The following is a 23,257-nucleotide window of genomic DNA, read 5'->3' on the forward strand; positions in this document are numbered from 1 at the left end:
ATCTAAGTCTCGATACTCCTCCGCGAGTACGTCGTCGAGAATCTCGATCTCTCGAGCGCCGTAGTCACTATCTGCGATGAAATACGGGACGAGGTGTTGTTCGGCTATCCGTCGCCCGCACAGCCCTTGTCGCTTGAATTGCAGTATCTCCTCCCGGATGTCTTCACGGGTCGGTTCTGTGCCGAGGTCCAGTTCGCTGACGCGTCCCTCCGAAAGCCCGGCTGTGTTGAATCGCCATACAGCGGTGGATTTCACTGTTTGACAGCCCGCTTGATGTTATAGACGACACACATCAGGGTAATTTCACGGAACTCTCGATACCAGGTACGCGCTCGCACGGCGTAGCCGAGCGAGCGCTTGATGGCGGAGTTCACGGTTTCAGTCATTGATCGCTGAGCGTACCGATCTTCGTCAATACGAGCGTTGTGAGCGTGATCGTAGGGAGCGAAGATCCGGTGTTTGATCAGCGGGCGAATGTCGAGTTTGCGGAGCTGGTCGCGGAGCGCTTGCTTATCGTAGCCCTTGTCAGCGGCAAGGGATCGCAGATCGCCCGCGTTCCGGCGGGCGATCTGCTCGGCGAGGTCTGCGTCGCTTCCTTCTAACGTCGTCGAGCAGTGAAGATCGAGAACAGCTTGCGTTGCTGTATCGACGAGTTTTGTAACTTTGAGCGTTTGAACGCGGTAATTGGTTCGGTGGCAGTAGTGGCGGCTCGCACGATCACGTTCGTAGAATGTTGCGTCGATAGCAGCGTGTTCAGAGGGGTTGTGCAACTGCGCCGACTGGTGCAGTAGCACTCGACAGACACTCATTTCGATCCGATCAAACGCCTTACACAGCGTAGATGGAGCGGGGAGATCGGCCACGTCAAGGCCGATATCCCCTGTTATTTGCGGCATTTCCTTCAACAGATCGATCGTCATCCGGTAGGACGTATCGAGGTAAATCCGGAGGCAATGCAGCGAAATGAGGGCATAGTCGGCGAATCCGCCGCCACCAGTCGGGGCGGCGGATTCGCCTCGTTCACCCGTAACTCTTTGTGCAATCGAGACGCAACGCTCGGTGAAGCGGGAGATTTGTGTCATGGACAACCAAATTTTCCCGCTTCAACTCCTTCGATTTACTGACCTTCCCCGACGCCATCTAGTGATTCAACGCAGCCCTCTATTCACATATTGTTCTTGATGGTTATCAGTGGAATGGATTGCCACTCCGTTACTTGCTTGACCTATATTGAGCGAACAAAGGGGACGAAAATGAGGTATGAGAATTGTTGTATGACGCCCTCCCCCAACTGTACCAAGGCGAGTGACTATTTGCCTCGGATCAGTATGAAATGGATACTGCTCCACCTGCTGTCTTCTGAACCTCCAACCACCCTCAACGACGTCGACAATTTCTGCAGACTCAACATCATGCTTGAGGAGACGATCGACGGCCAGCTGCTAAGCGTATTCGGCGAATTCGGGATCAGCTTGTTCGTAATGAATTGAGAACTCGGCCAATTCGACTGCGACTAGGAGACCATCTTGTCAATCAGTCAGTGCCATCATCGCTGTCGGCTGTGGCTTCGAATATAAACTTTAGCATCTTGTAGAAACGCCGGCCAGAGGCCGACGCCAGCGCACTCATGAACCAGACGGTGTGTCACTGGTGAGTGATCTGAGATTACGATGGCACCAAGTAGTGGTGGAGCAATCCCAGTTGCGGCGAGGAGCGATGTGTCTCGAAACGATTGCATTCCCTGTAGGAAGCCGTTTGGAGCCACACTGTCCTCCCCATCCGTGTCTTTAGGATAGGTATCGTATGAATCTATTGTCTAAATGACCAGAAGGAAGAATTATTAATAGTGATCGCCAATAACAATCAGTTGCCTCCCACAGTGATTCACGGAGGCACTACCTCCCCCCACCCCCATCACCGACACTACTCTTCCTGGGAGAGGTCTAAGCTCGAGCACAAATTAAGAGCGCAGATCGATCTCTATCTCTCGCAATTTCAGATTGGAGATTTTGCTACTGTTGTTCGATATATCGGCAGAAGCAGCGCTGTTCAAACACAGCTCACAACGCTACTCTCGAAACACAAGTAGTCTAGCCATAGCTTATAATAATTCCTAATGAGAGTACAGAAATTAGCATAGTTGGCAACATATATTTGTGCTCTCGAGATATACCTATTACTATGAAAAAGAATCCTAGTAATGAAGATAATATTTCTTCGAAGATAGTGGATTGTGTTGCTAAGAGAGAACAGACAGACCCACTGAAGCTGCCTCCATTGTACGATTCGGTTGATCCAGATGCACTCGACGATATCTTTGCGTCGGAGTTCCAGACCGGGACGGATCGATCTGGCCGAGTCGAGTTCCAATACAATGGTTACACAGTTGTTGTAGAATTCGGTAACGATCCAGAACTCACGGTCAAAGAACAGTCAGAGCTCGTTGAGTAACACACTCTGACCAGAAATCACTTCTCGAGACAGGGTGCCGCCGGAGTTACCGAACGCCACTCCCCACCCCTCACGTTGTACTGTCAGTCCCAGACGACTCGTGCGGAGACGAGTATTCGACACGGTCCGTGTGTCTGAGATGTGCCTCTGACTGAGCGTGAGGGTGGTTTCCCCTGATGCTCCCCACGCCCAAGTCACCGTTTTGATTAAATTCATATCAGACTTTCTTAATTCTCACAATATTACCCAGTGATTCATGGCGTTCTATTGGACAGGATCTCACCATGTCGATCTCACGCGATCCTCTCCTGTGAAAGAGCGATCGTGCAGACCATAACTGACCGGTCATGATCACACCCGTTGTGAGTAGATCCAAAGCCGAAACTTCAGAATCAGCGTTAGAGGGACAAACACTGTCTCTGAAAGGGAGGGTCTTCTCTTACACCTGCAGCTATTAGTAGCGGCGACGTCGTCGTGGTCCGACGACGACCAGATCCGTTCGGTGTGCTCGTTAGAGAGATGCTCCCTCTCGGGATGGGTTCAACCGCTTTCTCACACCTCTGCCCTGTCGTTCTGGGTCACAACGGGTGTGACACCACCAGTGACCCGTCCATTCGAGTCGAGTAACTCGAGGTGGTGATAACGAGACTCAAACAGTCCCTCGGCAGTCTCGATATCCATCGCAATGATCTCTTTTGGCGTCTGTTTCGCAGAGACACGCCGTTCAGTGACATCGACGTCCGAACTTCCGATCGCGATCATCTCGTTCCACACGCGCTTGAGTGTCTGTGCGTGGGGACGCTTTCCGAGGATTGCAGTGAGCGCATCCCGGACATCGTCTCGCGTCCAGAAGATGCCGCTCCCGTTCGTGCGCTTCGTTGCGAACTCCTCCCAGCGCTTCATCACAAGAAGTGCCCGGAATCGGTTCTTCCGCGGTGTCCCCTGGTCGACAAGGTGTTTTTTGACGCGGTGCTGACGACAGTTCGCAAGGAAGTCCAGCGGACTACTCGAGGGCTCGATGCCACCTGGCAGTTCCTCTGGATCCTCGCGGTCGAAGGCAGTCTCGCCAGTTTCGGCGATCGACTTGGCCTGCTCAGCGTTTGCGTTCGCGGTCTTCGCGATTTCCTTTGCTTGGTCAGCCGTCTCGTCGGCTTCGTCAATCGACTCGGTGATCTCGTTGAGTTGACTGGCGATCTCCTTGCGGTTGCGATCGGCGCGGTTTTGTCCCTGCTGGAGGTCGCCGATCATCTGCACCAGTTCTTGGATGATGGCCCACATCTCTTCGCGACTCGGGAACTCATCATCACCATCGTTGGCCGTCTGATCTGTGCTAATGTACTTTTCGACGGTGTCAAAGCCAAGAGCTGCGGCAACGTCGTGATCAGTGGGTGTTTCTGCGTCAACTGCGTCCGGATCTTTTCCAATTGTCATGGAGGGTCGTTGTGGTCGTGTACTGCTGGTTGTCGGTCAAGTCGCGATGCTGCTGGGGAGAGAGACGACTCTCGAAGGAGACGAGACACCGTACTGGACAGAGCCACGGCTCCTCGAGAGCAACTCAATCAGCTCATGAATACGACATCGGCCCGGGCAGCCGATGGACTGGGGTCTCAGATTGGGGGCGATGGCAGCGATGAGTAAATCGAATCGTGTCGGCCCGATCGTCTTCGCCGACGCCACGGCCCGCCGGCAACTGCTCGCACACGGCGAGGTCGTCACCTTCCGTGCGAGCAAGCGGACGATCGGCGATACCTGGTGACGCGAGTCTCGCACCAGCCCGAGCGACCGTCGGGTCGAACACATCGACGCCGTCGACCGCGTCGGCGACTACGAAAATAACGATAATGGCGACTGTCTACTCATCCCGAACCGTCTCGCAACTATAAACTGGCTTCACACCTTCCCCCGCCTGCTGATCGTAGTAGATACTCAAGCTGGTAGACGTCCCTTCGGAACACTCACCTGAGTGGTCGCCGGCACCCGCTTGAGGATCCCATGTGAAAGTTTCAGGTTTTCTCTCATCGACAGTAACCGAGACCTCTGCAGGAGTTCCTTCGATTATCCGATTTTCGTCTCCAGTGAGCGGCTCGAGATCGTATTCTTTGTTGAAGATCTCTTTTCCATCTTCGTTCGTAACAGTGACTACGAAGACATGTGAGTCATCACTGCCGTTGAGGACATCGACATAGTGACGATTGGTGTTTCTGCTGGTGATAGAAGAGCAACCCGCGAGAGTTACGCTACTGAGGGCTCCTATCGAAGTCAGCAGGGACCGGCGAGTGGGCATGTAATCCGTTAGTCCCCTGTCATACAAATATCTTACCACCTTCCCAAACCACAAATAAATACCATCTATTCACCACTGTGGATAGTTTAGTTCTAACCACATCTTTAATTTCCTTATTCCCATAGTGACACCAAGATTTAAATAATAGTGAATGTACTGGTTGGGTGGGTAGGCACCGTCTAATTAGCGCGGTTTGAGAAGCGAGCAGGTCATGGAGTGAGTTGAGGATGATGCTCGCAGACCTGCTCAGCGAGTGTTACGCGGCGGAATTTGATGAAGCTTGGGAGCGTGAGCGGACGGCGACGCCCGTCAGGGTGTTCGCCGTCCGTCTTCACGCGACCGGTTGTTCGCTTCGAGAGACACAAGCGATTCTTCGCTTGATCGGCGTAAAACGCTCTCATCAAGCGATCTGGCACTGGGTACATCGGCTGGCTGACAGCGTGCCAGACCCGCCGACGGCGAAGCCGTCGCGGGTCGCCATTGATGAAACCGCTGTCAAGATTAACGGCGATTGGTCTTGGGTATACGCTGCAATCGACCTAGACGCACGGTTGATTCTCGATGTCGCAGTCTTTGGACGCCGAGGCACCGATCCAGCCGCTGCGTTCCTCCATCGATTGACCGAGAAACACGATCGCTCTGACACGGTGTTTCTCGTCGATGGCTACGGCTATCTGACTGCCCTCTCTCGATTAGGATTGAGCGGTCAGCTCAACTACGTCGAAAGAAACCTGATCGAGAAGTGGTTTCACACCTTGAAGATGCGAGTTGACCGCTTCCATAACTCGTGGGTTGGCAGTCGGGCGAGCGTCAGAGAATGGCTTGAACAGTTTGTACACTACTATAACACACAACGACCGCACCAGTCACTTAACGGACAGACTCCCGCCGAGGTGCTAAACTAGACAGTGCCTCCAGGATCTCATTGAACTCGCCGCACACCATCCCGCTTCGAATCGACGAATCGGTGAGTACAGGTCAAAGCGTTACCGGTAGGGCTCCCAATCTATTTTAACTGCCAAGAGTCGCGTGCTGAATACAGAGAGTCCGGTCAGCAGTCGGCATCCGTTAGTTTCACTCTGATTCGGATCGATTCGCCGATCGGTAGAACTGCGAACGAATCGATCACCTACGCTTCGGCGTAGCCAAACGGAACCAGATCGGGGGGTACCTGACCTGCGAGGAGGCAGTCAACATGTGTATCCCATTTACTTCTGTCTCGGCTGTCGGGTTTTGAGACGTATTGGCTGAATCGATTGTCCCTTGCTTCGTGCATTCTACTCGTTCTGGCTCGGGCGAAGCCGGTCACTTACACCAGCAACTCAGCCCAACAAAGGAGACGCAAACAGCACGGCGTTGAATGTTCCGTGGACTATAGCCGGAGCCACGAGGGTGTTTGTCCTGTGGTACACCCAACCGAAGATTACGCCCATCACCGTGTAGTACGCCGCCATATGAACGACGACGATAGGGGGAGGGGCCAGCAGCGCGACGGGGTAGACGTGGAAGAGCGCGAACACCGCACTAGCTATCCCGACAGCACCAACCGGGCCGAGCGCTTCGAGAATTCGTCCCTGGATGACCCCGCGGAAGAGAAACTCCTCGACGGGGCCGATCAACGCGAGTGAGAGGGCTACTCCGACGACGAGACCGCTGCCGCTCACCTGGCCCAAATTGCTGTACTCCGTAAACCCGGGTGAGAGCTCTATCGCCGGGACAACGGCGTCGGTGATGGCAAACTGGAGAAACGCCGTGACGAGCCCCGCAACCAGCCCACCGACCAGGTAAGGAATCGACTGCCAAGTGGGCGGGCGAACGGGCATGTGGAACGATGACTGAAACCAGAGGTATGTTACTCCAACTAGGAGAAACGCGAGTTCGGACGCGACGACGACCGTCGCGAAAGGTATCGTTTCGCCCACGTTGCTCCCCACTGCACTGGTGGCGGCCAGCGTCGCCATGAGGTTCGTCACTAATGCGGCCAAAACGATGCCAACGACGACGACTGCTGTCCGAGCGATACCGGTTCGGGCGGTCATTCTTTCGGAGACAATTCCCGGCAGCGTAGAGGGCTGGTCCGACATACGTGTCGATTGACACGGGTTGGTTGTAAGTGTAATCTGTATGACTATTAAGTTGAGTAATTGATATATCCAATCAGAACTAGTATCTGACAGGGGCACTCAATATGATGTATGGCGGAACCGGGAGATGCTTTACACGAGGATACCTACGCGGCGTTGACCGACGAGACGCGCGTTCGTATCCTCCTTGCGCTCGCGGATCAGTACGACGCGGCGTGGTCGTCAGGGTGGCTCACGTTTTCGGAGTTGCGCGAACGAGTCGGCGTCGAAGATACCAGCCGGTTCAGTTACCATCTTGACGAGCTACAAGACGAGTTCGTCGTCAAGGCTGATGGGCGCTACCGACCGCGGGTGGCTGCTCTCGAGATCACGTCGGCGATCCGAGCGGGAACGTACGACGACGAGTCTGTGGCTGTCGACCGCCAGCAGATCAAATACGAGTGCCCACATTGCGGGCAATCGCTCTTCGCGAAATATCGGGATCACCACTTGTACGTCGGTTGCCCGGACCACGGCGCCGCCATCGCGTTCCCGGTCCCACCGCGGGCGGTGTCAGGCCGGACGCTGGTGGAAGTCATCAACCTCTCGCTTCAAAAACACTCCTGTGATGTGCGACTCCTCCGGAATGGAGTCTGTCCACGTTGCTGGGGCAGCGCCGCCATCTCCTTCCCGCGGGAATCCGTCCCAGAGTCGTATCTCGTGGACGATGTCGCGTACGGAACGGCAGCGTGTGACGACTGCTGGCTGTCCTATCCGATTCCGCTTGCCTACGCCGTTCTCGGGCATCCCGCCATCGAAACGCTGTACGCGGAATACGGGCTCGGACCGGCGGACGCACAAATCGGTCCACACGACCTTGCGAGGGTGAGTACTGTTGAGTACCCCGACGGGGAGACGCCTGCGGTTCGAATCACCGTCGGACTGGGCGAAGATACTCTAGTCCTTGATCTCGACGAGGGCTGTGGCCTTCGCGATTCCTGGCGGCAGTAGCGTTCTCGACCACGATTATCGCTAACGCTGTCGACTGTGCTGACCGGAAGAGACGGTCCCGTATTTCAGTGTGCAACACGACAGCTTCGTTTGTTTCACGCCGAAACCGGTGATCCACCCGCACACTATACGTGCGAACTGAGCGAAGAACTTTTTGTGGAATCAACGGAATACGGGAACGGGATGAATACCAGTTGTTCCAACCATGGTCTCTTGGCGTATTTTCTGTTTCTTCTTGGCGCAGTCTTCATCGGTCCGCTTGAAGCTGTATTGGGGTTGGCGCTCTACTGGCTCCTTGGAAGTCAAGAAGAGTCTCCACAGAATGAATCGTAGTTGCGTCAGTACCTTTCTACTTGCATCCTACCATTTGTACGCCCTGTACTGAGCGATCACTACCTTCGAAAATCGAGTCAGATCTGGTGAGACGTTCGCGCCCTGTATTCAGCACGCCTCGCCCAACAGTCTCGTAATTTTATACAACTCGACGCATTCCATTCGTCCACCTGTTCGTCGGTCAATTCATCCGAGGTGTGGCTGTAATCGGCACTGTGAGCGGGCTTCTCTGACACCCTCGTGATGTCACAAAAGGGAGTCAACCCTGTCGGATCGCTTGCCGCACTGATACGTATTCGGACGGCCCGGATCCGTCACAGCGGCGAGCGGTCGAGGAACGACTGACCACCGAGAGCGGCGTCCACGACCGTCAGTCCGATCCGGAAGCGATGGAACAGCCCTTCGGACACCCACTCCCTCCGAAAACCACCGAAAGATTCACATATTCTTACCGCGAATATAAGGGCGGGCTATACGCCCTGCCCCCGGCGGAACAAAAGGGAGTCCGTAACGACCGTCGCCGAAAGCAACCGGCGAAGCACACGACGATGCCCGGCCGGCCGAGGACACGGCTGTCGCGGCCATCGTCCGAGCGAAAGCCCTTCGCTGACAGGTACCGGTCGTCGGACTGTCGCGATCGAAAGCCCCCTGGGGGCTACGCGGGACGCCGAGGCTCGGCGATGAAACCCTGTGCTGGAACCGAACGACACGGTTCGGTGAGACGGCCCTGTGTGTAAGCCGGGTCGAAGAACTCCCGTGGAGACGTTCGAACACGCGTTCTTTCTGCGTCCCGTCAGATCCGTATCTCGTCGTAATTGCCCTCGAGGGCCTTTGCAACCAGTCTCGAGCGTCTTCGCAACCGGTCCGGACACGGGCGAGTCCGCTATCGTTCGTGGGGTTGTACGACGACGAATCCGTCCGAGCCGGTAAACGCCATCTGGATCGCCTCTCCGGAGGGCTGACCGATCTCGAATTTCTTGGTCACCTCGAAGGACGGCGACAGGTTCGTACTCCACGCGACGGTCGCATCCGGATCGGTGGTGACCGGTGGCGTCACCACGAGGGGCTCGCCGTGGGTCGAGAGAGCGATCTCTCCGGGGCCAGTGAGAGAGACGTTCGTCAGGCCGCCGGTAGCCGCTGCCGAGAGGGTTTCGATGGTCTCGATTTCGTAGTCGATAGACGACTCGAAAGCGAGGATGTCATCGCCGTTGATCGATATCGACTCGTCTTCGGCGAGCTCGAGGACCTGCAGTTCCTTGCCCCGGTCGGCGACGTAGAGATGCCCACTCCCTTCGGCCTCCATGATCGGCGTCCCCTCGCCGCTCGCTGCGTCCTTGAGGAAGCCGGTGAGACCGCCTTCGGCGGACGATTTCCCGGCGAAGGCGATCTCGCCGGTGTACGCGATCATCGAACTGGCCTTGATTAGCACCGTTCCATCGACCGGGACATCCAGGAGCCTCGTGTTCTCCTTCCGGAATCCGTCGTGTCCCTCCTGCGGGGTATTGGATCGTCTGAATCGTTCTCGTTTCATAGCAATCTCTCGTGAGTTGCGCGTGCCAGTGTCGACGGCGAGTCGACCGTTCCACACAGTCGCACGGAAAGAGCAGGGCCGCCGCTGGCTGCGACATCTCCGTGCCGGTTCGTCCGTCGGATCGCCCCGATTCCTCCCATTCGTACTCGATGTTGCGACCTCGGGAGGCATAAACCGGGTCGAACGGTTTCCGAGCGTGAAACTCTGGGTCAGCGTATACGTCTCCCGTCTCGCAATCGAGCGATATGCGACCGTTCAGTAGGGAGGCTGGCAAGGAGTCGTCCTGGGTATCGAAAGCATCGAACGAGCAACGCGCTCGAACCGACCGCCGAACCACGAACGCAGGGAATGAAACTCGAGCTTGATGCCGTCGCGAAACGGTTCGGTGATGACTGGGCGCTCCGTGATATCGACCTCGTCTTCGAACCTGGGGTCGTCGGACTGCTCGGCCCGAACGGCGCGGGGAAATCCACGCTCATGCGGATCATTACGACCGTCTTGGAGCCCACGACGGGATCCGTTCGCTGGAACGGCACGGACGTACTGGCTACGCCGAGGACTATCAGAAACAGCGTGGGGTATCTCCCACAGGAGTTCGGCGTCTATCCGACCCTGTCCGCCCGCGAGTTCCTTCGCTACCTCGCCGCGATTCGCGGGGTCTCGAACGCGGCCGATCGAATCGACGACCTCCTCGAGCTCGTCAATCTGGAACGGGACGCCGACCGACGACTCGGGACGTTCTCCGGTGGCATGCGTCAACGAGTCGGAATCGCGCAGGCGCTGCTGACGGATCCGGACCTGTTGGTCGTCGACGAACCGACGGTCGGTCTCGATCCTGAAGAGCGGGTCCGGTTCCGGAACGTCCTCGCTGAACTCGCGGACGACCGGATCGTCGTTCTCTCGACGCACATCGTCTCGGACATCGAAGTGACGGCGAGCGACATCGTCCTGTTGCACGAGGGGCGAGTGCGTGCACACGAACGACCCGCGTCGCTTCTCGACCGCGTCGATGGCACCGTCTGGGAGTGGCTCGTCGACGACGACGAGCTGCCGCGTCTCAAGCGTGAGTACACGATCAGCGGAACCGCGCGTCGGGGTGGCGGTGTGGCGGTGCGTGTCGTCTCCGAGACGCGACCACGGCCGACGGCCGAACGCGTCGACCCGACCCTCGAAGACGCCTACCTCGCTGCGATTACAGCCGATGAGTGACCTCGTCCGACCAGTCGTCGCCGTCGCGCTCGCGGATCTCAAAGAGCGGTCACGCTCTCCGAAACTGCTGGTCGTTCCGATTCTCGTCAGCTACTTCGTGAAAGTGGTGACGGTCGATACGACGCTCGTCGTCGGCGGCGACTACACCGGGGCGCCGACGAGTGCATGGTTCGCCGGAACGACGACCGTCATCGGGACGACGGTGTTCTTCCTCTTTGGATTCAGTTTCGTCAGCGGGACGATCGCCAGGGATCGAGAGACGGGCGTCGGCGAACTCATCGCATCGTCAGCGCTTTCGAACGGCCAGTATCTCCTCGGCAAGTGGCTCAGTCACGTCGTCGTTCTCGGGGCCACGACGGGGATCCTCCTCGGTTCGACGGGTGTCGCGTTCCTCCGCCAGGGAACGGGCGGGTTCGATCTCTGGGCGTTCGTCTCTCCGTTTCTCTTCATTACCCTGCCGACGATGGCCGCCGTCGCTGCGGCGGCAGTCTGCTTCGAGACGATCGGGTCGCTCCGCGGGACCGCCGGAACCGTCGTCTACTTTTTCGCCGCGTTGATCGCTCTCTTGGTCGGTCTCGCCCCGAACACGCCCGATCCCGTCGGTCTCGAGATCGTTCGCGAGAGTGTCGTCCGATCGATCTCCGCCCAGTATCCCACCGACGAAGGGATGGACCCCGGGTTTACGTATACGGACGACCCGGGCAGCACCCGGACAGTTACGTGGGAGGGGATCGCGTGGACCACCTCGAACCTGGCGTCGCGCGTATCGATCGTCGCGATCGCCGTCGGACTGCTCGGCGTGGCGACCGTCGCCTTCGACCGGTTCGACGACTCGAGTCGCTGGGCGTTTCTCGGAGGATCCGATCGCGGAACCGACGACGACGCCGGGTCCGTCCCGGTGAGCGACCGAACTCCCCAACCCTCCGCTCGTTCCTCGTCCGTGGATATCGAGCTCGCACCCATCACCCGTGATGGCGGGTCGATCCGTCACGTGTTGCTGGCCGAACTCCGAATGGCGCTTCGTGGCTATCCGCGCTGGTGGTACGTCGTCTGTTCGCTCGCAGTCGTTACGGCCGGTCTCGCCCCCATCGGCACCGTTCGAACGGTCGTCGTCCCGACCGCGCTCTTAGTGCCCCTTTCGGCGTGGTCGTCTCTCGGCGCGCGGGAACGGATCCATCGAACCGAACCGCTCGTGTTCGTCGGGAGTCGGCCCCTTCAGTTACTCGGTTCGACGTACGTCTCGGGGGTTCTCGTCGGGCTCGTGGTGACGTTTCCCGCCCCGATACGGTTCGGCGTCTCCGGGCTGTACGGCGCACTCGTCGGCTGGGGTGTCGGGCTGTTGTTCCTCCCGGCGATCGCGCTCGCGATGGGTGTCTGGACGGGTCGCCCGAAGACGTTCGAAATCACGTACCTCACGGCGTGGTACCTCGGTCCGGTGAACGGACTCGGGTTCCTCGATTATCTCGGCGTCCAGGAGACGACGGTCGCCAGCGGGATCACGCTCATTTATGGGGGCCTGACGATTCTCGCACTCGGGGCAGCGTTCTTCGGTCGCACTCGGGGTGAACGGCGAAACGCCAGTGAGACCGCTCGCTGGGCCGCTCGTCGATCGAGTCGACGACCGTTCGGCTCGAGCGTCGAACGCGCTTACTCCTCGAGTCGTTCGATATCCGCGATCAGTTCCTGGCGCAGTTGGGCGGCCTGATCCGAATCGTAGTCCGCGTGGTACTCCTTTGTGACGCCTTCCTCCGCCAGAACGTAATGGAGATCCGGAGCGACGTCGTGCTGATCGAGACACTGCTTCGTACATTCGAGCGGACAGCCGTCGATCGCGACGATCGGCCGGCCGGCCGTTGCAGTGTCGACTAACGGCGCGACGCCCCCGCCGACGCCGGCGATACACGACATTTCGGCCACCGCCTCTCTGTCGAGGGAGACGGCCAGATCGTTCGCCATCTGGGCCGCACTCGAACAGCCGGAACAGGAATATACAAGGGGACGGTCGCTGTAGTCGTCTGCCATATCGGCGATTGAGACGAGATCCTGATAACGATCATCCCGTACATGTACGCTGGGTTCGACATCCGTTCTCGAGGGATCCGATCGGTTGCACTCCGCTCGCGGACGAACTCACCGTTCGTGATCACTTTTATCATCGTTCCGAACGGACGGACTGTCGTATGCCTGTCACCGGAGACACTGCGCCGACGTTCACTGCCACGGTCGGAACCAGCGACCACGAATCGTTCGCCCTCGAGGATCACCTCGGGGACGGGCCGGTCGTCCTCGCGTTCTTCCCTGGGGCGTTCACCCCGCCGTGTACGAACGAGATGGTCGCGATACAGGACCGACTCGATCAGTTCCACGATGCCGGCGGGACGGTCCTCGGCGTGAGTGCGGATTCCCCGTTCTCGCAGGGGGCGTTCCGGGAGGAACACGGTATCGAGTTCGACCTCGTCAGTGACATGGGCCGTGAGGCGATCGAGGCCTACGGGCTCGAGATCGACATTCCCGAACTCGGGCTCTACGGGATCGCCAACAGAGCCGTGTTCGTCCTCGCGGCGGACGGGACGATCGCGTACGACTGGGTCGCCGACGATCCGACGAACGAACCACCCTACGACGCGGTCCTCGACGCCGTCGAATCGGCATCGTAATCGACCGTCCGGAAGCCGAGCGGGTCCTTCGAGGACCGGCGACGAGACCGGTTCCTCACGGCCAGAGTCCGCGCGCTTCGTGAGCGCTGGCGACCCGCGAAAGCGCGACGATGTACGCGGCGTCCCGCCACGTCACGTCTCGCGCTTCGTACGCCTCGCGGACGTCGTTCCACGCCGTCACCATCTCCGTTTCGAGTTCGCTATTGACCCGTTCGAGTGACCAGGACCGTCGGTTGATGTCCTGGAGCCACTCGAAATACGAGACCGTGACGCCGCCAGCGTTGGCGAGGATGTCCGGGACGACCGGAATCCCGCGCTCGGCGAGGATCTCGTCGGCACCGCTCGTCGTCGGGCCGTTCGCCCCCTCGACGACGATATCGGCGTCGACGGCGGCGGCGTTTTCTTCCGTCAACACGTTGCCGACTGCGGCGGGGACGAGTACGTCGACGTCGAGTTCGAGCAACGCCTCGTTCGTGAGCGTCTCGAATGCGTCCTGGCGCATGACGGCTTCGGGCTCCTCGTCGTGTGAGGGGATCGCGTGGGGATCGAGTCCGGTCGGATCGTAGATCGCACCGTTGACGTCACTGACGGCGACGACGGTCGCACCCCACTCGTCGAGTCGCCGCGCGGCGTTGGCAGCGACGCTTCCATATCCCTGTATTGCAATCGTCGTTTCCTCGAGATCCCGTTCGTAGTACTCGAGGACCTCGCGGGTGATGATCGCAACGCTTCGGCCGGGGGCTTCTTCCCGGCCTTCGCTGCCGCCGACGATCGGCGGCTTTCCCGTGACGACACCGGGTATCGTCTCGCCTTCCTGCATCGAATACGCGTCCATCAGCCACGCCATGGTCTGTGGATCCGTTCCCATATCCGGTGCCGGAATGTCTTTGGTCGGGCCGATACTGCTCCGGATCCCTTCGGTGAATCGACGTGTCAGTCGCTCTTTCTCGGCCGCACTCAGATCTTTGGGATCGACCGCGATCCCGCCTTTCGCGCCGCCAAAGGGCAGGTCCATGACCGCACATTTCCAGGTCATCCACATCCCGAGTCCGACGCACTCGTCTCTGGTCACGTCGGGATGAAACCGGAGCCCTCCCTTGTGGGGACCGCGAACGCTATCGTGCTGTGCCCGGTAGCCGGTATACACTTCGACGGTCCCGTCGTCGCGTTCGATCGGTACTGTGACCTCGTGGACCGACGTGGGGTACTTGAGACGTTCGACGATATTGGGGTCGATATCGAGGTGGTCGGCGGCGTGCTGTAGCTGTCGCCGAGCGGTTTCGACCGCCGATTCCGGGTCGGAATCGGCCGTCTCCGACTCCCGCTCCGCCCTGGTTGTGTGATCCGCGGTCGAATCTATTGTCATTATTACTCGATCGGTGTCCGGCGGTTTCGCATCTCACCGCCACAGTCCGGACAGGTCGTCGGGTTGTCTTGGGTAACGATGATGTTCCCGCATCCGAAACACTCGTAAGGGGATTCTTCGCCTGGGGTCTGGTCGGTATCTCTCATGGGTGAGTCACGAGTGCCAGTCGGTGCGTCGTGGCACTCTCCTCCGGATAGTCGGCGTATAAGGGAATATCTGCTAGTTTAGCAAAAAGGTAGTCTCCAATCCGGCGGTTAATTATTCAACCCCCTTCGGGAGGGGCGGCCGTCGGGACGCTGCGTTCCATGAACAGCGTCGTGAACAGTTTCCGCTGGACGGCCCGCACGTGCTGATAGAACGCCGGCGGCGATATCTCGAGCGTCTCGGCGATTTCCTCGCCGGTGTTCTCGCGGGGCGACTCGAAGAAGCCGCTGTAGTAGGCCGTCTGCAGGACCTCGAGTTGCCGGTCCGTGAGCGTTTCGCGCACTCTCGAGTAGAGGTCGCGTTCGGCGGCTTGCTCGACCGTCTCCTTTCGCTGGAGTTCGATCGGTGAGAGCGTTTCGCGAACCAGCTGTGTGATCGTCCGCACGTCGACGCCCTCTGGAACGTCGATGACGAGCGTCGCGGCGGTCGGATCGGCGGTCGATTCCCGGAAGACGACGCCGTGGTCGGCCAACTCGACGGCGAGGAACGGTTGTGACAGCCGTAACCGCAAGGTACCGCCGGTATCGTCAGCGTGTATCGTGGTGGCTTCGTCGACGGTCGCCAGTTCCGCCGCCGTCTCCGCGACGCCGCGTACGTCCGCGTCGTCGACAGTCAGGAACACGTAATCGCCGTCCATCGTTCGCTGGACACCGCCCTGGTAGGAGAGCGTACACTCCGCGGTCCGGGCGAGCCTCGAGAGGAGATACGTCGGATCGTCGACGGTAAACGTCACGCGAGTCATCGATGTGGTAAGCAGTGCGTGCTTCCGTTCGATGGCGCTTTGGGCCGACGCGATCGTTTCTCCGAGCTCGGTCAACACGGCCCGTGCCGTCCCGTCGAACGCGCCCCTGGTATCCGCATAGACCGTGAGAACGCCGTGTGTGAGGTCGTTGTAGACGAGGGGAATACTCAAGACGGACATGAAGTCACGCGTCAGCGCGTCGGAGCGCCACGGATCACCTCGGAGGTCGGCAGCGACGTTGGTCACCATCGTCACGTCGCCCGTGGCCGCAGTTTGCCCCGCGGGCTCCGCCCCCGTGGGGGCGACGGCGATCGACTGGCTGTCGAGATAGCCCTGTTCGTCGCCGGCCCACGCCCGAGGTTCGACGGTCTCGGTGGTCGAATCGACGGTTCCGATCCAGGCGAACTCGAACCGGTCGTTGTCCGTTAATCGTTCACAGACGGTGTGGTCGATCTCGTCTCGGGTCTCGGCTCGGACGATCGCCTGGTCGATCTCCCGAATGGTGGCGTTGATACGGTTCAGCGCGGTGAGTTGCTCGTTCTGTCGTTGGAGTTCGCGGTCCTGCTCGCGGAGCTGTGACTCTCGTGTCACTCGATCGAGCGCGGCCTCGGCGGTCGCAGCGAGCAGGTCGGCGAGCTCCCGGGTCACCTCGTCGAACGCCCCGACGTCGTCCGACCCGACGACGAACACGCCGTGGTGGCCGAGTGGAATGTAAATCGTGCTGCGGAGCCCCGTTGCCCGGTTCTCGAGCCGATCCGCGGCGTGGACGTCGTCGAAGATCAACGTCTCGTCGTTGACGAAACAATGCCCCGGAAGCGTTTCGTCGTCGGTGTGGATCGGCGGCAGCGGTCCGTGCAGGTCCGTCATCGTCGACGAGTACGCGGCGGGACGGAGCTCGTTGGCGTCGACGTCGAAGCGGTAGACGGCACTCGCCGTGAGGTCGAGGACGCTCGAGACGTCGTCGACGATGTGCTGTGCGATCTCCTGGTGTGTTTCCGCGTACAGGAACTCTCGTGCGGTTTCTTGGAGCGTCGCGAGCGCCTCCTCTCGCTGTTTCCGTTTCGTGATGTCTCGACAGCTGTACAGGAGCGTGCCGTCGTGAATCGAGACTTCGCGAACGTTGACGAGCAGCGTGTGCTCACGGCCGGCCTTGTCGGTAACCGTACACTCGATGTTCTTGAGGACGCCGTTCGCCGCGAGCTCCTCGCGGTCGAAGAGATCCGTTCCGAGGAGGGTATCGATCGTGCCCTGGGCGCGAATCTCGTCGGCGGTGTAGCCGAAGATGAAGTGGACGTTCGGGCACACGTAGGTGTATTCGCCGGCCTCGTTCGTCATGAGGACGGTGTCGGTCATGTTGTTGAGCGTCACCCGGTGGAGTTCCTCGGAGCGACGGAGGTCGCGTTCGAGATCGACCTGGTCGGTGATGTCGATGCCTTCGACCACGATCGAGACGAGGTCGCCGCGTTCGTTTTCGACGGGGCGAACCGAGAGGTCGATGACGCGCTGCGTCTCGGCGGCCGGCGGCGGGGAGACGACTGCGGTACCGAACCGCCCGCCCTGTGCCTTCTCCACGAGGTGATGGATATCACGCTGGTGTGCCTCCGTGTGTGCCCACCAGGGGAGCGTCCAGAACGGGTCGCCGATGATGGAATCGACGTCGTCGTCGATCATCTCGCGTGCCGTTTGATTCACCCGCTTGAGCGTTCCGTCCGGATCGAGTATCCACGTCGCGGTCCGTGTATCGTGGAAGACGGCGTCGAACTGCCGTGCCCGCTCGCGGCGGGTGACGGTCCGCTGTGCGGAGCGAAGCGCCCGCTCGGTCCGATCGACCAGCTCGTCCCCCGTTTCCTCGAGCGGGTCGGTTACCGCGACGTAATCGGTGACGCCGGCCTCGATCGCCTCGCTGGCGATCGCTTCGCTGCCGGCTGTCGTCCCGAGCAAGACGGGAAGGGTCGCCGTGGACTCCCGGATCCGTTTCACGAGTTCGACGCCCGTCGTCTCTGCGAGCGTATACTCGGTGACGAGGCAGTCGATCGACTCCCGACGAACGGTCTCGAGGGCTTGCCCAGCCGTTTCAACCGCGTGGACGGACGCGTCAGTCCGCGTCTCGAGCGCCTCTGTGAACGTCTCGAGCCACGTGGCCGGCCCGACCACGAGAACACGAGCGGAATCGATGAGATACTCGGCGTCACTCATCTATCTCCCTCGACGCGTCGATACGACCAGTTCGCGGATCCGTCTCGGTCTCCCGCCGTCGCCACGATATGGAACTGGAACCAGGAGCATAGATGGTTGATTATATAACCGCCTGAATAAAGCCATTCGGTGTCTACTCGACCCGGCTGTCGGGCAGGGCCCGGCGGGTTCGGGAGTCCATCGCCGTCGTCAGTTGCTCGATTCCTCCGTCGGATCGTGACCGCTCGAGCCACGGGGTCGACTTGCGGTCCTTTCTTCGGGATGCACGTGCGTTGGCGAGTGCGACATCGGTTCTACGCGCAGCAGCGTGCACGGAGAACGCGTTCGAGAAGCGGGGACCGTTCCGACAGCTACAGCTACCGAGTGGTTATCCTCGTGAACTCCGGAATCGAAGTTCGAAGGCTGCTTACGCCAGTTCGACGGCGCCATTCGAAGTGATCGTCACGTCGTATCCTCGATACCTGAACGTGACGCGTCCACTTCGAACCGAGTCGTCGGTATCGGTCGGCTCGAACAACTGATCCAGCGCAGTCGGGTCCACGACGTCGTAGAGCGGCGGTTCGAGCGCGACGGGAGCGACGTCGTCCGCGTCGGCGACCTTCTCGAGGACGCGCAGGCTCGGCTTCGAGAGCCTGGACTCGGTGTCGTTCATGGATCAGACGAGGAGTTGGACGTCGGATTCGGCCATGTGTTGCAACGCGGTGGCCGCACCGACGCCGGTGGTGACGCCGTCGTAGAAGTCGTCCTCGTCGTAGTCCATCAACTCGATCGTCATCTGACAGGCCTGCAGGTCCACGCCGCTTTCCAGCGAGAGGTCGATCAGTTCCTCGATGGTCGCCGTCCCGTTCTCGTCGATCTTCTTTTGCATCATCTTCGTGGCCATCGCGTCCATGCCGGGGAGCGCAGCGAGGGCGTTCGGGACCGGCATGTTCGGGTTCCCGACGGCGCTCAGTTTGAGGTTCGACGACTTCTCCTCGTGGAGGATGTCGAGCCCCCAGAACGTATGGAAGACGACGACATCCCAGCCGAATGCGGCCGCAGTGCTCGCGAGGATCAAGGGCGGATACGCCATGTCGAAACTGCCCTGCGTGGCGACGATGGTCATCTTCTTTTGATCGTCGCCCGTCTCCACCGCTGCCATCGACGCTTCCAGTTCCTCGACGCGCTCGCGCAGGGCCTGCACCTCGGCGGCGTCGACGTCCGCATCGGCATCGTCGACGGACGCCGCTGGGTTGTCCGTACTCATTATTCCGTCTTCTTCACGTAGTGGGTGTAGAGATCGTCGCCCTCGACCTGCTCGAGGAGTTCGACGCCGTTGGTGCCGTCGGCCCACCCCTGAATGTCGCTTATGCTGCCCGAATCCGTCGCGACGACTTCGAGCACGTCGTCGGGCTCGAGGTCGTCGATCGCTTGCTTGGTCTTCACGATGGGCATCGGGCAGGACTGTCCTTTCACGTCCAGCGTCTCAGTGATCTGGTATTCCGAACTCATGATTTCCTTCTGTGCCCCGTATTGGAGCTATTACACAATATCGCTCGCTCCCATAAAAGGGCATCGATTATTGTACAATATACAAACATCCGGAATCGCCAAAATCAACGTAACTAGTTTCTATCGCCTGTGTTCGCGCATACCGCTGCTACCTATGAATTGAGTGGGTAGCTGTATTGTGGAATATGGGAAATACTATACAAACTCTTAAGTGCCAGCAGCCGATACTGGGAACTGTACAACATGGACGACATGGACTTTCCAACGCCGGATGTCGAGATCGAATCGGTCAGTCCTGACGAGCTGAAGGGCCGAATCGACGCGGGCGAGGACATCACCCTCCTCGATACCCGCATGGAATCGGAGTACGACGAGTGGCGAATCGACGGTGCAACCGTCGAATCGATCAACATTCCGTATTTCGAGTTCTTGGACGACGAGATCGACGACGACGTTCTTGCACGGATTCCCGACGACCGCGAGATTACGGTCCTCTGCGCGAAGGGCGGCTCGAGCGAGTACGTCGCCGGGACGCTAAAAGAGCGCGGCTACGACGTCGACCACCTCGAGGACGGGATGAACGGCTGGGCGCGCATCTACGAGCGCGTCGCAGTCGAGCGCTACGACGGGAGCGGGACGCTCTACCAGTACCAGCGCCCCTCGAGTGGCTGTCTGGGCTACCTCGTCGTCGACGGGGACGAGGCTGCCGTGATCGATCCGCTGCGCGCGTTTACGAGTCGATACCTCGAGGACGCGGACGAGCTGGGCGCTGACCTGCAGTACGCGATCGACACGCACATCCACGCGGACCACATCTCGGGGGTTCGCGCCCTCGATGCCGTCGGCGTCGAGGGCGTCATCCCCGAGGCGTCGGTCGACCGCGGCGTCACGTACGCCGACGAGATGACCCTCGCGGCGGACGGCGACGAGTTCCAGGTCGGGTCGGCGACGATCGAGACCGTCTCCACGCCCGGCCACACCTCCGGGATGACCTCGTACCTGCTCGACGGCTCGCTGCTCGCGACGGGTGATGGCCTGTTCGTCGAGAGCGTCGCCCGACCCGACTTAGAGGAGGGCGACGACGGCGCTCCCGAGGCGGCCGCGCAGCTCTACGAGTCCCTGCAGGAGCGCGTGCTGACCCTGCCCGACGACACGCTGATCGGCGGTGCGCACTTCAGCGACGCGGCCGAGCCCGCCGCCGACGGCACCTACACCGCACCGATCGGCCAGCTCACGGAGGAGATGGACGCCCTGACGATGGACGAAGCCGAGTTCATCGAGCTGATCCTCTCGGATATGCCGCCTCGGCCGGCCAACTACGAGGACATCATTCCGACGAACCTCGGTCAGCAGGAGGCCGACGACGAGGAGGCGTTCGAACTCGAGCTCGGCCCGAACAACTGTGCCGCGAGCCAGGAGTCGCTCGCCGGTGACTAATCCCCAATGGTAGCTGACCCAGTCCCACTCCAGTTGACCGCCGAGCTGTTCCCCAACGGGATCAGCCGCTACGCAGTCGGCGGGTTCCTCGTCGGTCTCGGCACGGTCGTGATCTACGTCGGAACCGGCATCCCGGCCGGGGCGAGCACGTTCCTCGAGTCGACGCTGTCGTACGTCTCCGGACAGTCGCGGTTCCAGCAGTACGTCTCGTCCCGGGACTGGCGCGTCGTGTTCACGCTCGGGATCGTCCTGGGTGGGCTAGCGTTCGCGGCGACGGTCCAGTCCGGAGTGATCACGACCTCGCTCTACGAAGCCGGGACGACCGGCGAGCTATACGAGGTCGGCGGCGTGACGCTCTGGTCGACCGACGTGCAGGCCTGGCGGCTGCTGGTCGGCGGCGTCTTCGTCGGAATCGGCACCCGAATCGGCAAAGGGTGTACGTCGGGCCACGGCGTCTGTGGCGTCGGCTCGGCATCGAAGACCTCGCTCGTCGGCGTCGTGACGTTCCTGACAGTCGCGATCGTGACCGCTCAGATCGTCGCGGCACTGGGGGTGAGTCCGTAATGGCGGATCGCCATCCCCTGTTCATGCCGCTGATCTTCGTCGGCGGCCTGATCTTCGGGTTCGGCCTCGGCTTCAGCCAGATGGCGCGCCCGGAAGTCGTGTTGAACTTCCTGCAGTTCGAGGACTTCGGACTGCTGTTCGTCATGTTCGGCGCGGCGATCGTCTCCGGGATCGCCTTCGCCGTGATGCCCCGGATCCGAGACAGCGCGCCGCTGACGGGCGACCGGTACGAACGCCGGCTGAAGCCGTTCGATCGGAACGTCCTGATCGGCGGCGGGATCTTCGGCGTCGGCTGGGGACTCTCGGGGATCTGCCCCGGCGCGGCCTACGCCAGCCTCGGCGTCGGCAACGTCACCATCCTGTGGGCGCTCGCCGGCATGTTCGCCGGCGCCTACCTGCAGGGCGTCTGGCGCAGCAAGCGCGCCGCGGCCGAAACCGCCCCGACGGGTGCCGACTGACGCATCTCGAGTTTCGAACGCTGTGACGCAGTTTTTCAGCCACTAATGGATCTCGCAACGATACTGTTGTTCGCCACTGCGGCCGTGGCGAGCCTGTTCATGGCCTGGGTGATCGGTGCCGGATCGAGCGGTGCGACCCCCTTCGCGCCGGCCGTCGGCGCGAACGCGATTCCGACGATGCGCGCGGCGTTTCTCGTCGGGATCCTCGGCTTCGCCGGCGCGGTGACCCAGGGTGGGAACGTCTCCGAGGCCGTCGGCAACGGCCTCGTCGAGGGCGTCACCCTCCCGGTCGTCGGCGTCATCGTCGTCCTGCTGATCGGTGCCGGATTGATGGCGATCGGCATCTCCACGGGGTATCCGATCGCGACGGCGTTTACCGTGACCGGGTCGGTCATCGGCGTCGGCTTCGCGCTCGGCGGCGATCCGGCCTGGGGGAAGTACGCCGAAATCGGCGCGGTGTGGATCCTCACGCCGTTCGTCGGCGGCGGTATCGCCTACGGGATCGCGAGCGTCCTTCCGCGACCGGACGTTCCCGAGGCCGTCAGCGTTTCGCTCCTCGCCGGCATCGTCGGCACCGTCGTCGCGAACCTCGAGTTCGCGTTCCTCTCGTCGGTCGGTGGAACGCTCGCCGCCGCCGGGACCATGCTGGTTCCCGTCGACGGCACGGCTGCGACGATCGCGGTCTCGCTCGGAATCGGGGCGCTCGCCGCGGCCGTCGTCCGCTGGGACGTCGGTCGCGATCAGGCCGGCGGTCTGCGCCGGTTCCTGCTCTCGCTTGGCGCGCTCGTGGCGTTCTCGGCCGGTGCGAGCCAGGTCGGCCTGGCCGTCGGACCGCTGTTTCCACTGCTCGAGGAGCTGCCACTGGTGTCGCCGCTCGCGGTGTTGCTGGGCGGCGGCGTCGGGATCCTCGTCGGCTCCTGGACGAGCGCGCCGCGGATGATCAAGTCGATCTCCCAGGAGTACGCGTCCCTGGGGCCGCGCCGATCGATCGCGACGCTCGTTCCCTCCTTTCTCATCGCCCAGAGCGCGGTCCTGCTGGGTGTCCCGGTTTCGTTCAACGAGATCATCGTGAGCGCCATCGTCGGCAGCGGGCTCGCGGTCGCCGGCGGGGCCGGTGTCAGTCCCCGAAAGCTGGGACTCACCGTCGCCGCCTGGGTCGGGTCGTTCGTTCTCGCGTTCGGACTCGGCTACGGCTCGATGCTCGCGCTCGGAGCGTAGGGAGACGTCGTGTGCTCTCTCCACGGTACTCGATCGACGAGG

General features: G+C 60.7%; 23 protein-coding genes. 11 read left to right on the forward strand and 12 right to left on the reverse strand.

Annotated elements, in window-relative coordinates:
* Window positions 1-251: 251 nt before the first annotated feature.
* Window positions 252-1,082, reverse strand: a complete 831-nt coding sequence (locus CP557_RS20730) for an IS5 family transposase (RefSeq protein ID WP_097379168.1) — start codon at window positions 1,080-1,082, stop codon at window positions 252-254.
* A 1,099-nt stretch (window positions 1,083-2,181) separates the two neighbouring features.
* Between CP557_RS20730 and CP557_RS20740 the strand changes: the two genes are divergently transcribed.
* Window positions 2,182-2,451: a HalOD1 output domain-containing protein gene (locus CP557_RS20740; protein ID WP_097381920.1), complete on the forward strand. Its 270-nt coding sequence runs from the start codon at window positions 2,182-2,184 to the stop codon at window positions 2,449-2,451.
* A gap of 552 nt (window positions 2,452-3,003) precedes the next feature.
* Here the strand turns inward: CP557_RS20740 and CP557_RS20745 are convergent.
* Window positions 3,004-3,729 carry a methyl-accepting chemotaxis protein gene (locus CP557_RS20745; RefSeq protein WP_245853129.1) on the reverse strand — a complete coding sequence of 242 codons (726 nt, stop codon included), beginning with the start codon at window positions 3,727-3,729 and terminating at the stop codon, window positions 3,004-3,006.
* 352 nt (window positions 3,730-4,081) lie between these two features.
* Between CP557_RS20745 and CP557_RS23355 the strand changes: the two genes are divergently transcribed.
* On the forward strand, window positions 4,082-4,207 hold the full coding sequence (locus CP557_RS23355) for a hypothetical protein (protein ID WP_281255585.1): 126 nt from the start codon (window positions 4,082-4,084) through the stop codon (window positions 4,205-4,207).
* A gap of 96 nt (window positions 4,208-4,303) precedes the next feature.
* On the opposite strand, the gene CP557_RS22315 is transcribed toward CP557_RS23355, so the two are convergent.
* Entirely contained in the window at window positions 4,304-4,735 is a 432-nt protein-coding gene (locus CP557_RS22315; RefSeq protein ID WP_143825110.1) for a hypothetical protein, read from the reverse strand.
* A 227-nt stretch (window positions 4,736-4,962) separates the two neighbouring features.
* On the opposite strand from CP557_RS22315, the gene CP557_RS20755 reads away from it, so the two are divergent.
* On the forward strand, window positions 4,963-5,640 hold the full coding sequence (locus CP557_RS20755) for an IS6 family transposase (protein WP_097381923.1): 678 nt from the start codon (window positions 4,963-4,965) through the stop codon (window positions 5,638-5,640).
* 417 nt (window positions 5,641-6,057) lie between these two features.
* On the opposite strand, the gene CP557_RS20760 is transcribed toward CP557_RS20755, so the two are convergent.
* Window positions 6,058-6,819 carry a CPBP family intramembrane glutamic endopeptidase gene (locus CP557_RS20760; protein WP_097381924.1) on the reverse strand — a complete coding sequence of 254 codons (762 nt, stop codon included), beginning with the start codon at window positions 6,817-6,819 and terminating at the stop codon, window positions 6,058-6,060.
* Window positions 6,820-6,930: 111 nt separating this feature from the next.
* Between CP557_RS20760 and CP557_RS20765 the strand changes: the two genes are divergently transcribed.
* The gene (locus CP557_RS20765; RefSeq protein WP_097381925.1) at window positions 6,931-7,809 is read left to right on the forward strand and encodes a winged helix-turn-helix domain-containing protein; all 879 of its coding nucleotides are present in this window, start codon (window positions 6,931-6,933) and stop codon (window positions 7,807-7,809) included.
* Between the two features lie 1,216 nt (window positions 7,810-9,025).
* Here the strand turns inward: CP557_RS20765 and CP557_RS20770 are convergent.
* Window positions 9,026-9,673: an AIM24 family protein gene (locus CP557_RS20770; RefSeq protein WP_097381926.1), complete on the reverse strand. Its 648-nt coding sequence runs from the start codon at window positions 9,671-9,673 to the stop codon at window positions 9,026-9,028.
* Between the two features lie 348 nt (window positions 9,674-10,021).
* Between CP557_RS20770 and CP557_RS20780 the strand changes: the two genes are divergently transcribed.
* Both CP557_RS20780 and CP557_RS20785 read left to right on the forward strand, forming a co-directional pair.
* The gene (locus CP557_RS20780; protein WP_097381928.1) at window positions 10,022-10,882 is read left to right on the forward strand and encodes an ABC transporter ATP-binding protein; all 861 of its coding nucleotides are present in this window, start codon (window positions 10,022-10,024) and stop codon (window positions 10,880-10,882) included.
* A complete protein-coding gene (locus CP557_RS20785) occupies window positions 10,875-12,587 on the forward strand; it encodes an ABC transporter permease (protein ID WP_143825111.1) in 1,713 nt (570 codons plus the stop codon). The genes CP557_RS20780 and CP557_RS20785 overlap by 8 nt, the downstream gene beginning before the upstream one ends.
* Here the strand turns inward: CP557_RS20785 and CP557_RS20790 are convergent.
* Window positions 12,530-12,904 (reverse strand): putative zinc-binding protein, encoded by a 375-nt coding sequence (locus CP557_RS20790; RefSeq protein WP_097381929.1) that lies wholly within the window; start codon window positions 12,902-12,904, stop codon window positions 12,530-12,532. The two genes, CP557_RS20785 and CP557_RS20790, sit on opposite strands and share 58 nt — an antisense overlap.
* A 158-nt stretch (window positions 12,905-13,062) precedes the next feature.
* Between CP557_RS20790 and CP557_RS20795 the strand changes: the two genes are divergently transcribed.
* Entirely contained in the window at window positions 13,063-13,539 is a 477-nt protein-coding gene (locus tag CP557_RS20795; protein ID WP_097381930.1) for a redoxin domain-containing protein, read from the forward strand.
* Window positions 13,540-13,594: 55 nt separating this feature from the next.
* On the opposite strand, the gene gdhB is transcribed toward CP557_RS20795, so the two are convergent.
* The 6 genes from gdhB to CP557_RS20820 all read right to left on the reverse strand — a co-directional run bounded on the left by gdhB (window position 13,595) and on the right by CP557_RS20820 (window position 19,538).
* Window positions 13,595-14,905 (reverse strand): glutamate dehydrogenase GdhB, encoded by a 1,311-nt coding sequence (gene gdhB / locus CP557_RS20800; RefSeq protein ID WP_097381931.1) that lies wholly within the window; start codon window positions 14,903-14,905, stop codon window positions 13,595-13,597.
* 2 nt (window positions 14,906-14,907) lie between these two features.
* Window positions 14,908-15,051, reverse strand: a complete 144-nt coding sequence (locus CP557_RS22320; protein ID WP_143825112.1) for a rubrerythrin-like domain-containing protein — start codon at window positions 15,049-15,051, stop codon at window positions 14,908-14,910.
* Between the two features lie 116 nt (window positions 15,052-15,167).
* Window positions 15,168-18,047 (reverse strand): GAF domain-containing protein, encoded by a 2,880-nt coding sequence (locus CP557_RS20805; RefSeq protein ID WP_097381932.1) that lies wholly within the window; start codon window positions 18,045-18,047, stop codon window positions 15,168-15,170.
* A 406-nt stretch (window positions 18,048-18,453) separates the two neighbouring features.
* Complete coding sequence (locus tag CP557_RS20810) at window positions 18,454-18,699, reverse strand: HalOD1 output domain-containing protein (protein ID WP_097381933.1); 246 nt, start codon at window positions 18,697-18,699, stop codon at window positions 18,454-18,456.
* Between the two features lie 3 nt (window positions 18,700-18,702).
* Entirely contained in the window at window positions 18,703-19,293 is a 591-nt protein-coding gene (locus tag CP557_RS20815) for a DsrE/DsrF/DrsH-like family protein (protein WP_097381934.1), read from the reverse strand.
* On the reverse strand, window positions 19,293-19,538 hold the full coding sequence (locus tag CP557_RS20820; RefSeq protein ID WP_097381935.1) for a sulfurtransferase TusA family protein: 246 nt from the start codon (window positions 19,536-19,538) through the stop codon (window positions 19,293-19,295). Before CP557_RS20820 ends, CP557_RS20815 begins: the two co-directional genes overlap by 1 nt.
* Window positions 19,539-19,781: 243 nt before the next feature.
* Between CP557_RS20820 and CP557_RS20825 the strand changes: the two genes are divergently transcribed.
* Genes CP557_RS20825 through CP557_RS20840 form a run of 4 tightly spaced genes read left to right on the forward strand, consistent with a single transcriptional unit; the run spans window position 19,782 to window position 23,215 of the window.
* Complete coding sequence (locus CP557_RS20825) at window positions 19,782-20,975, forward strand: MBL fold metallo-hydrolase (protein ID WP_097381936.1); 1,194 nt, start codon at window positions 19,782-19,784, stop codon at window positions 20,973-20,975.
* A gap of 6 nt (window positions 20,976-20,981) precedes the next feature.
* A complete protein-coding gene (locus CP557_RS20830) occupies window positions 20,982-21,539 on the forward strand; it encodes a YeeE/YedE family protein (protein WP_097381937.1) in 558 nt (185 codons plus the stop codon).
* Window positions 21,539-21,997 (forward strand): DUF6691 family protein, encoded by a 459-nt coding sequence (locus CP557_RS20835; protein WP_097381938.1) that lies wholly within the window; start codon window positions 21,539-21,541, stop codon window positions 21,995-21,997. The genes CP557_RS20830 and CP557_RS20835 overlap by 1 nt, the downstream gene beginning before the upstream one ends.
* 45 nt (window positions 21,998-22,042) lie before the next feature.
* Entirely contained in the window at window positions 22,043-23,215 is a 1,173-nt protein-coding gene (locus tag CP557_RS20840; RefSeq protein WP_097381939.1) for an inorganic phosphate transporter, read from the forward strand.
* Window positions 23,216-23,257: the final 42 nt, after the last annotated feature.

Source organism: Natrinema ejinorense (assembly GCF_002494345.1).
Lineage (GTDB): Archaea > Halobacteriota > Halobacteria > Halobacteriales > Natrialbaceae > Natrinema > Natrinema longum.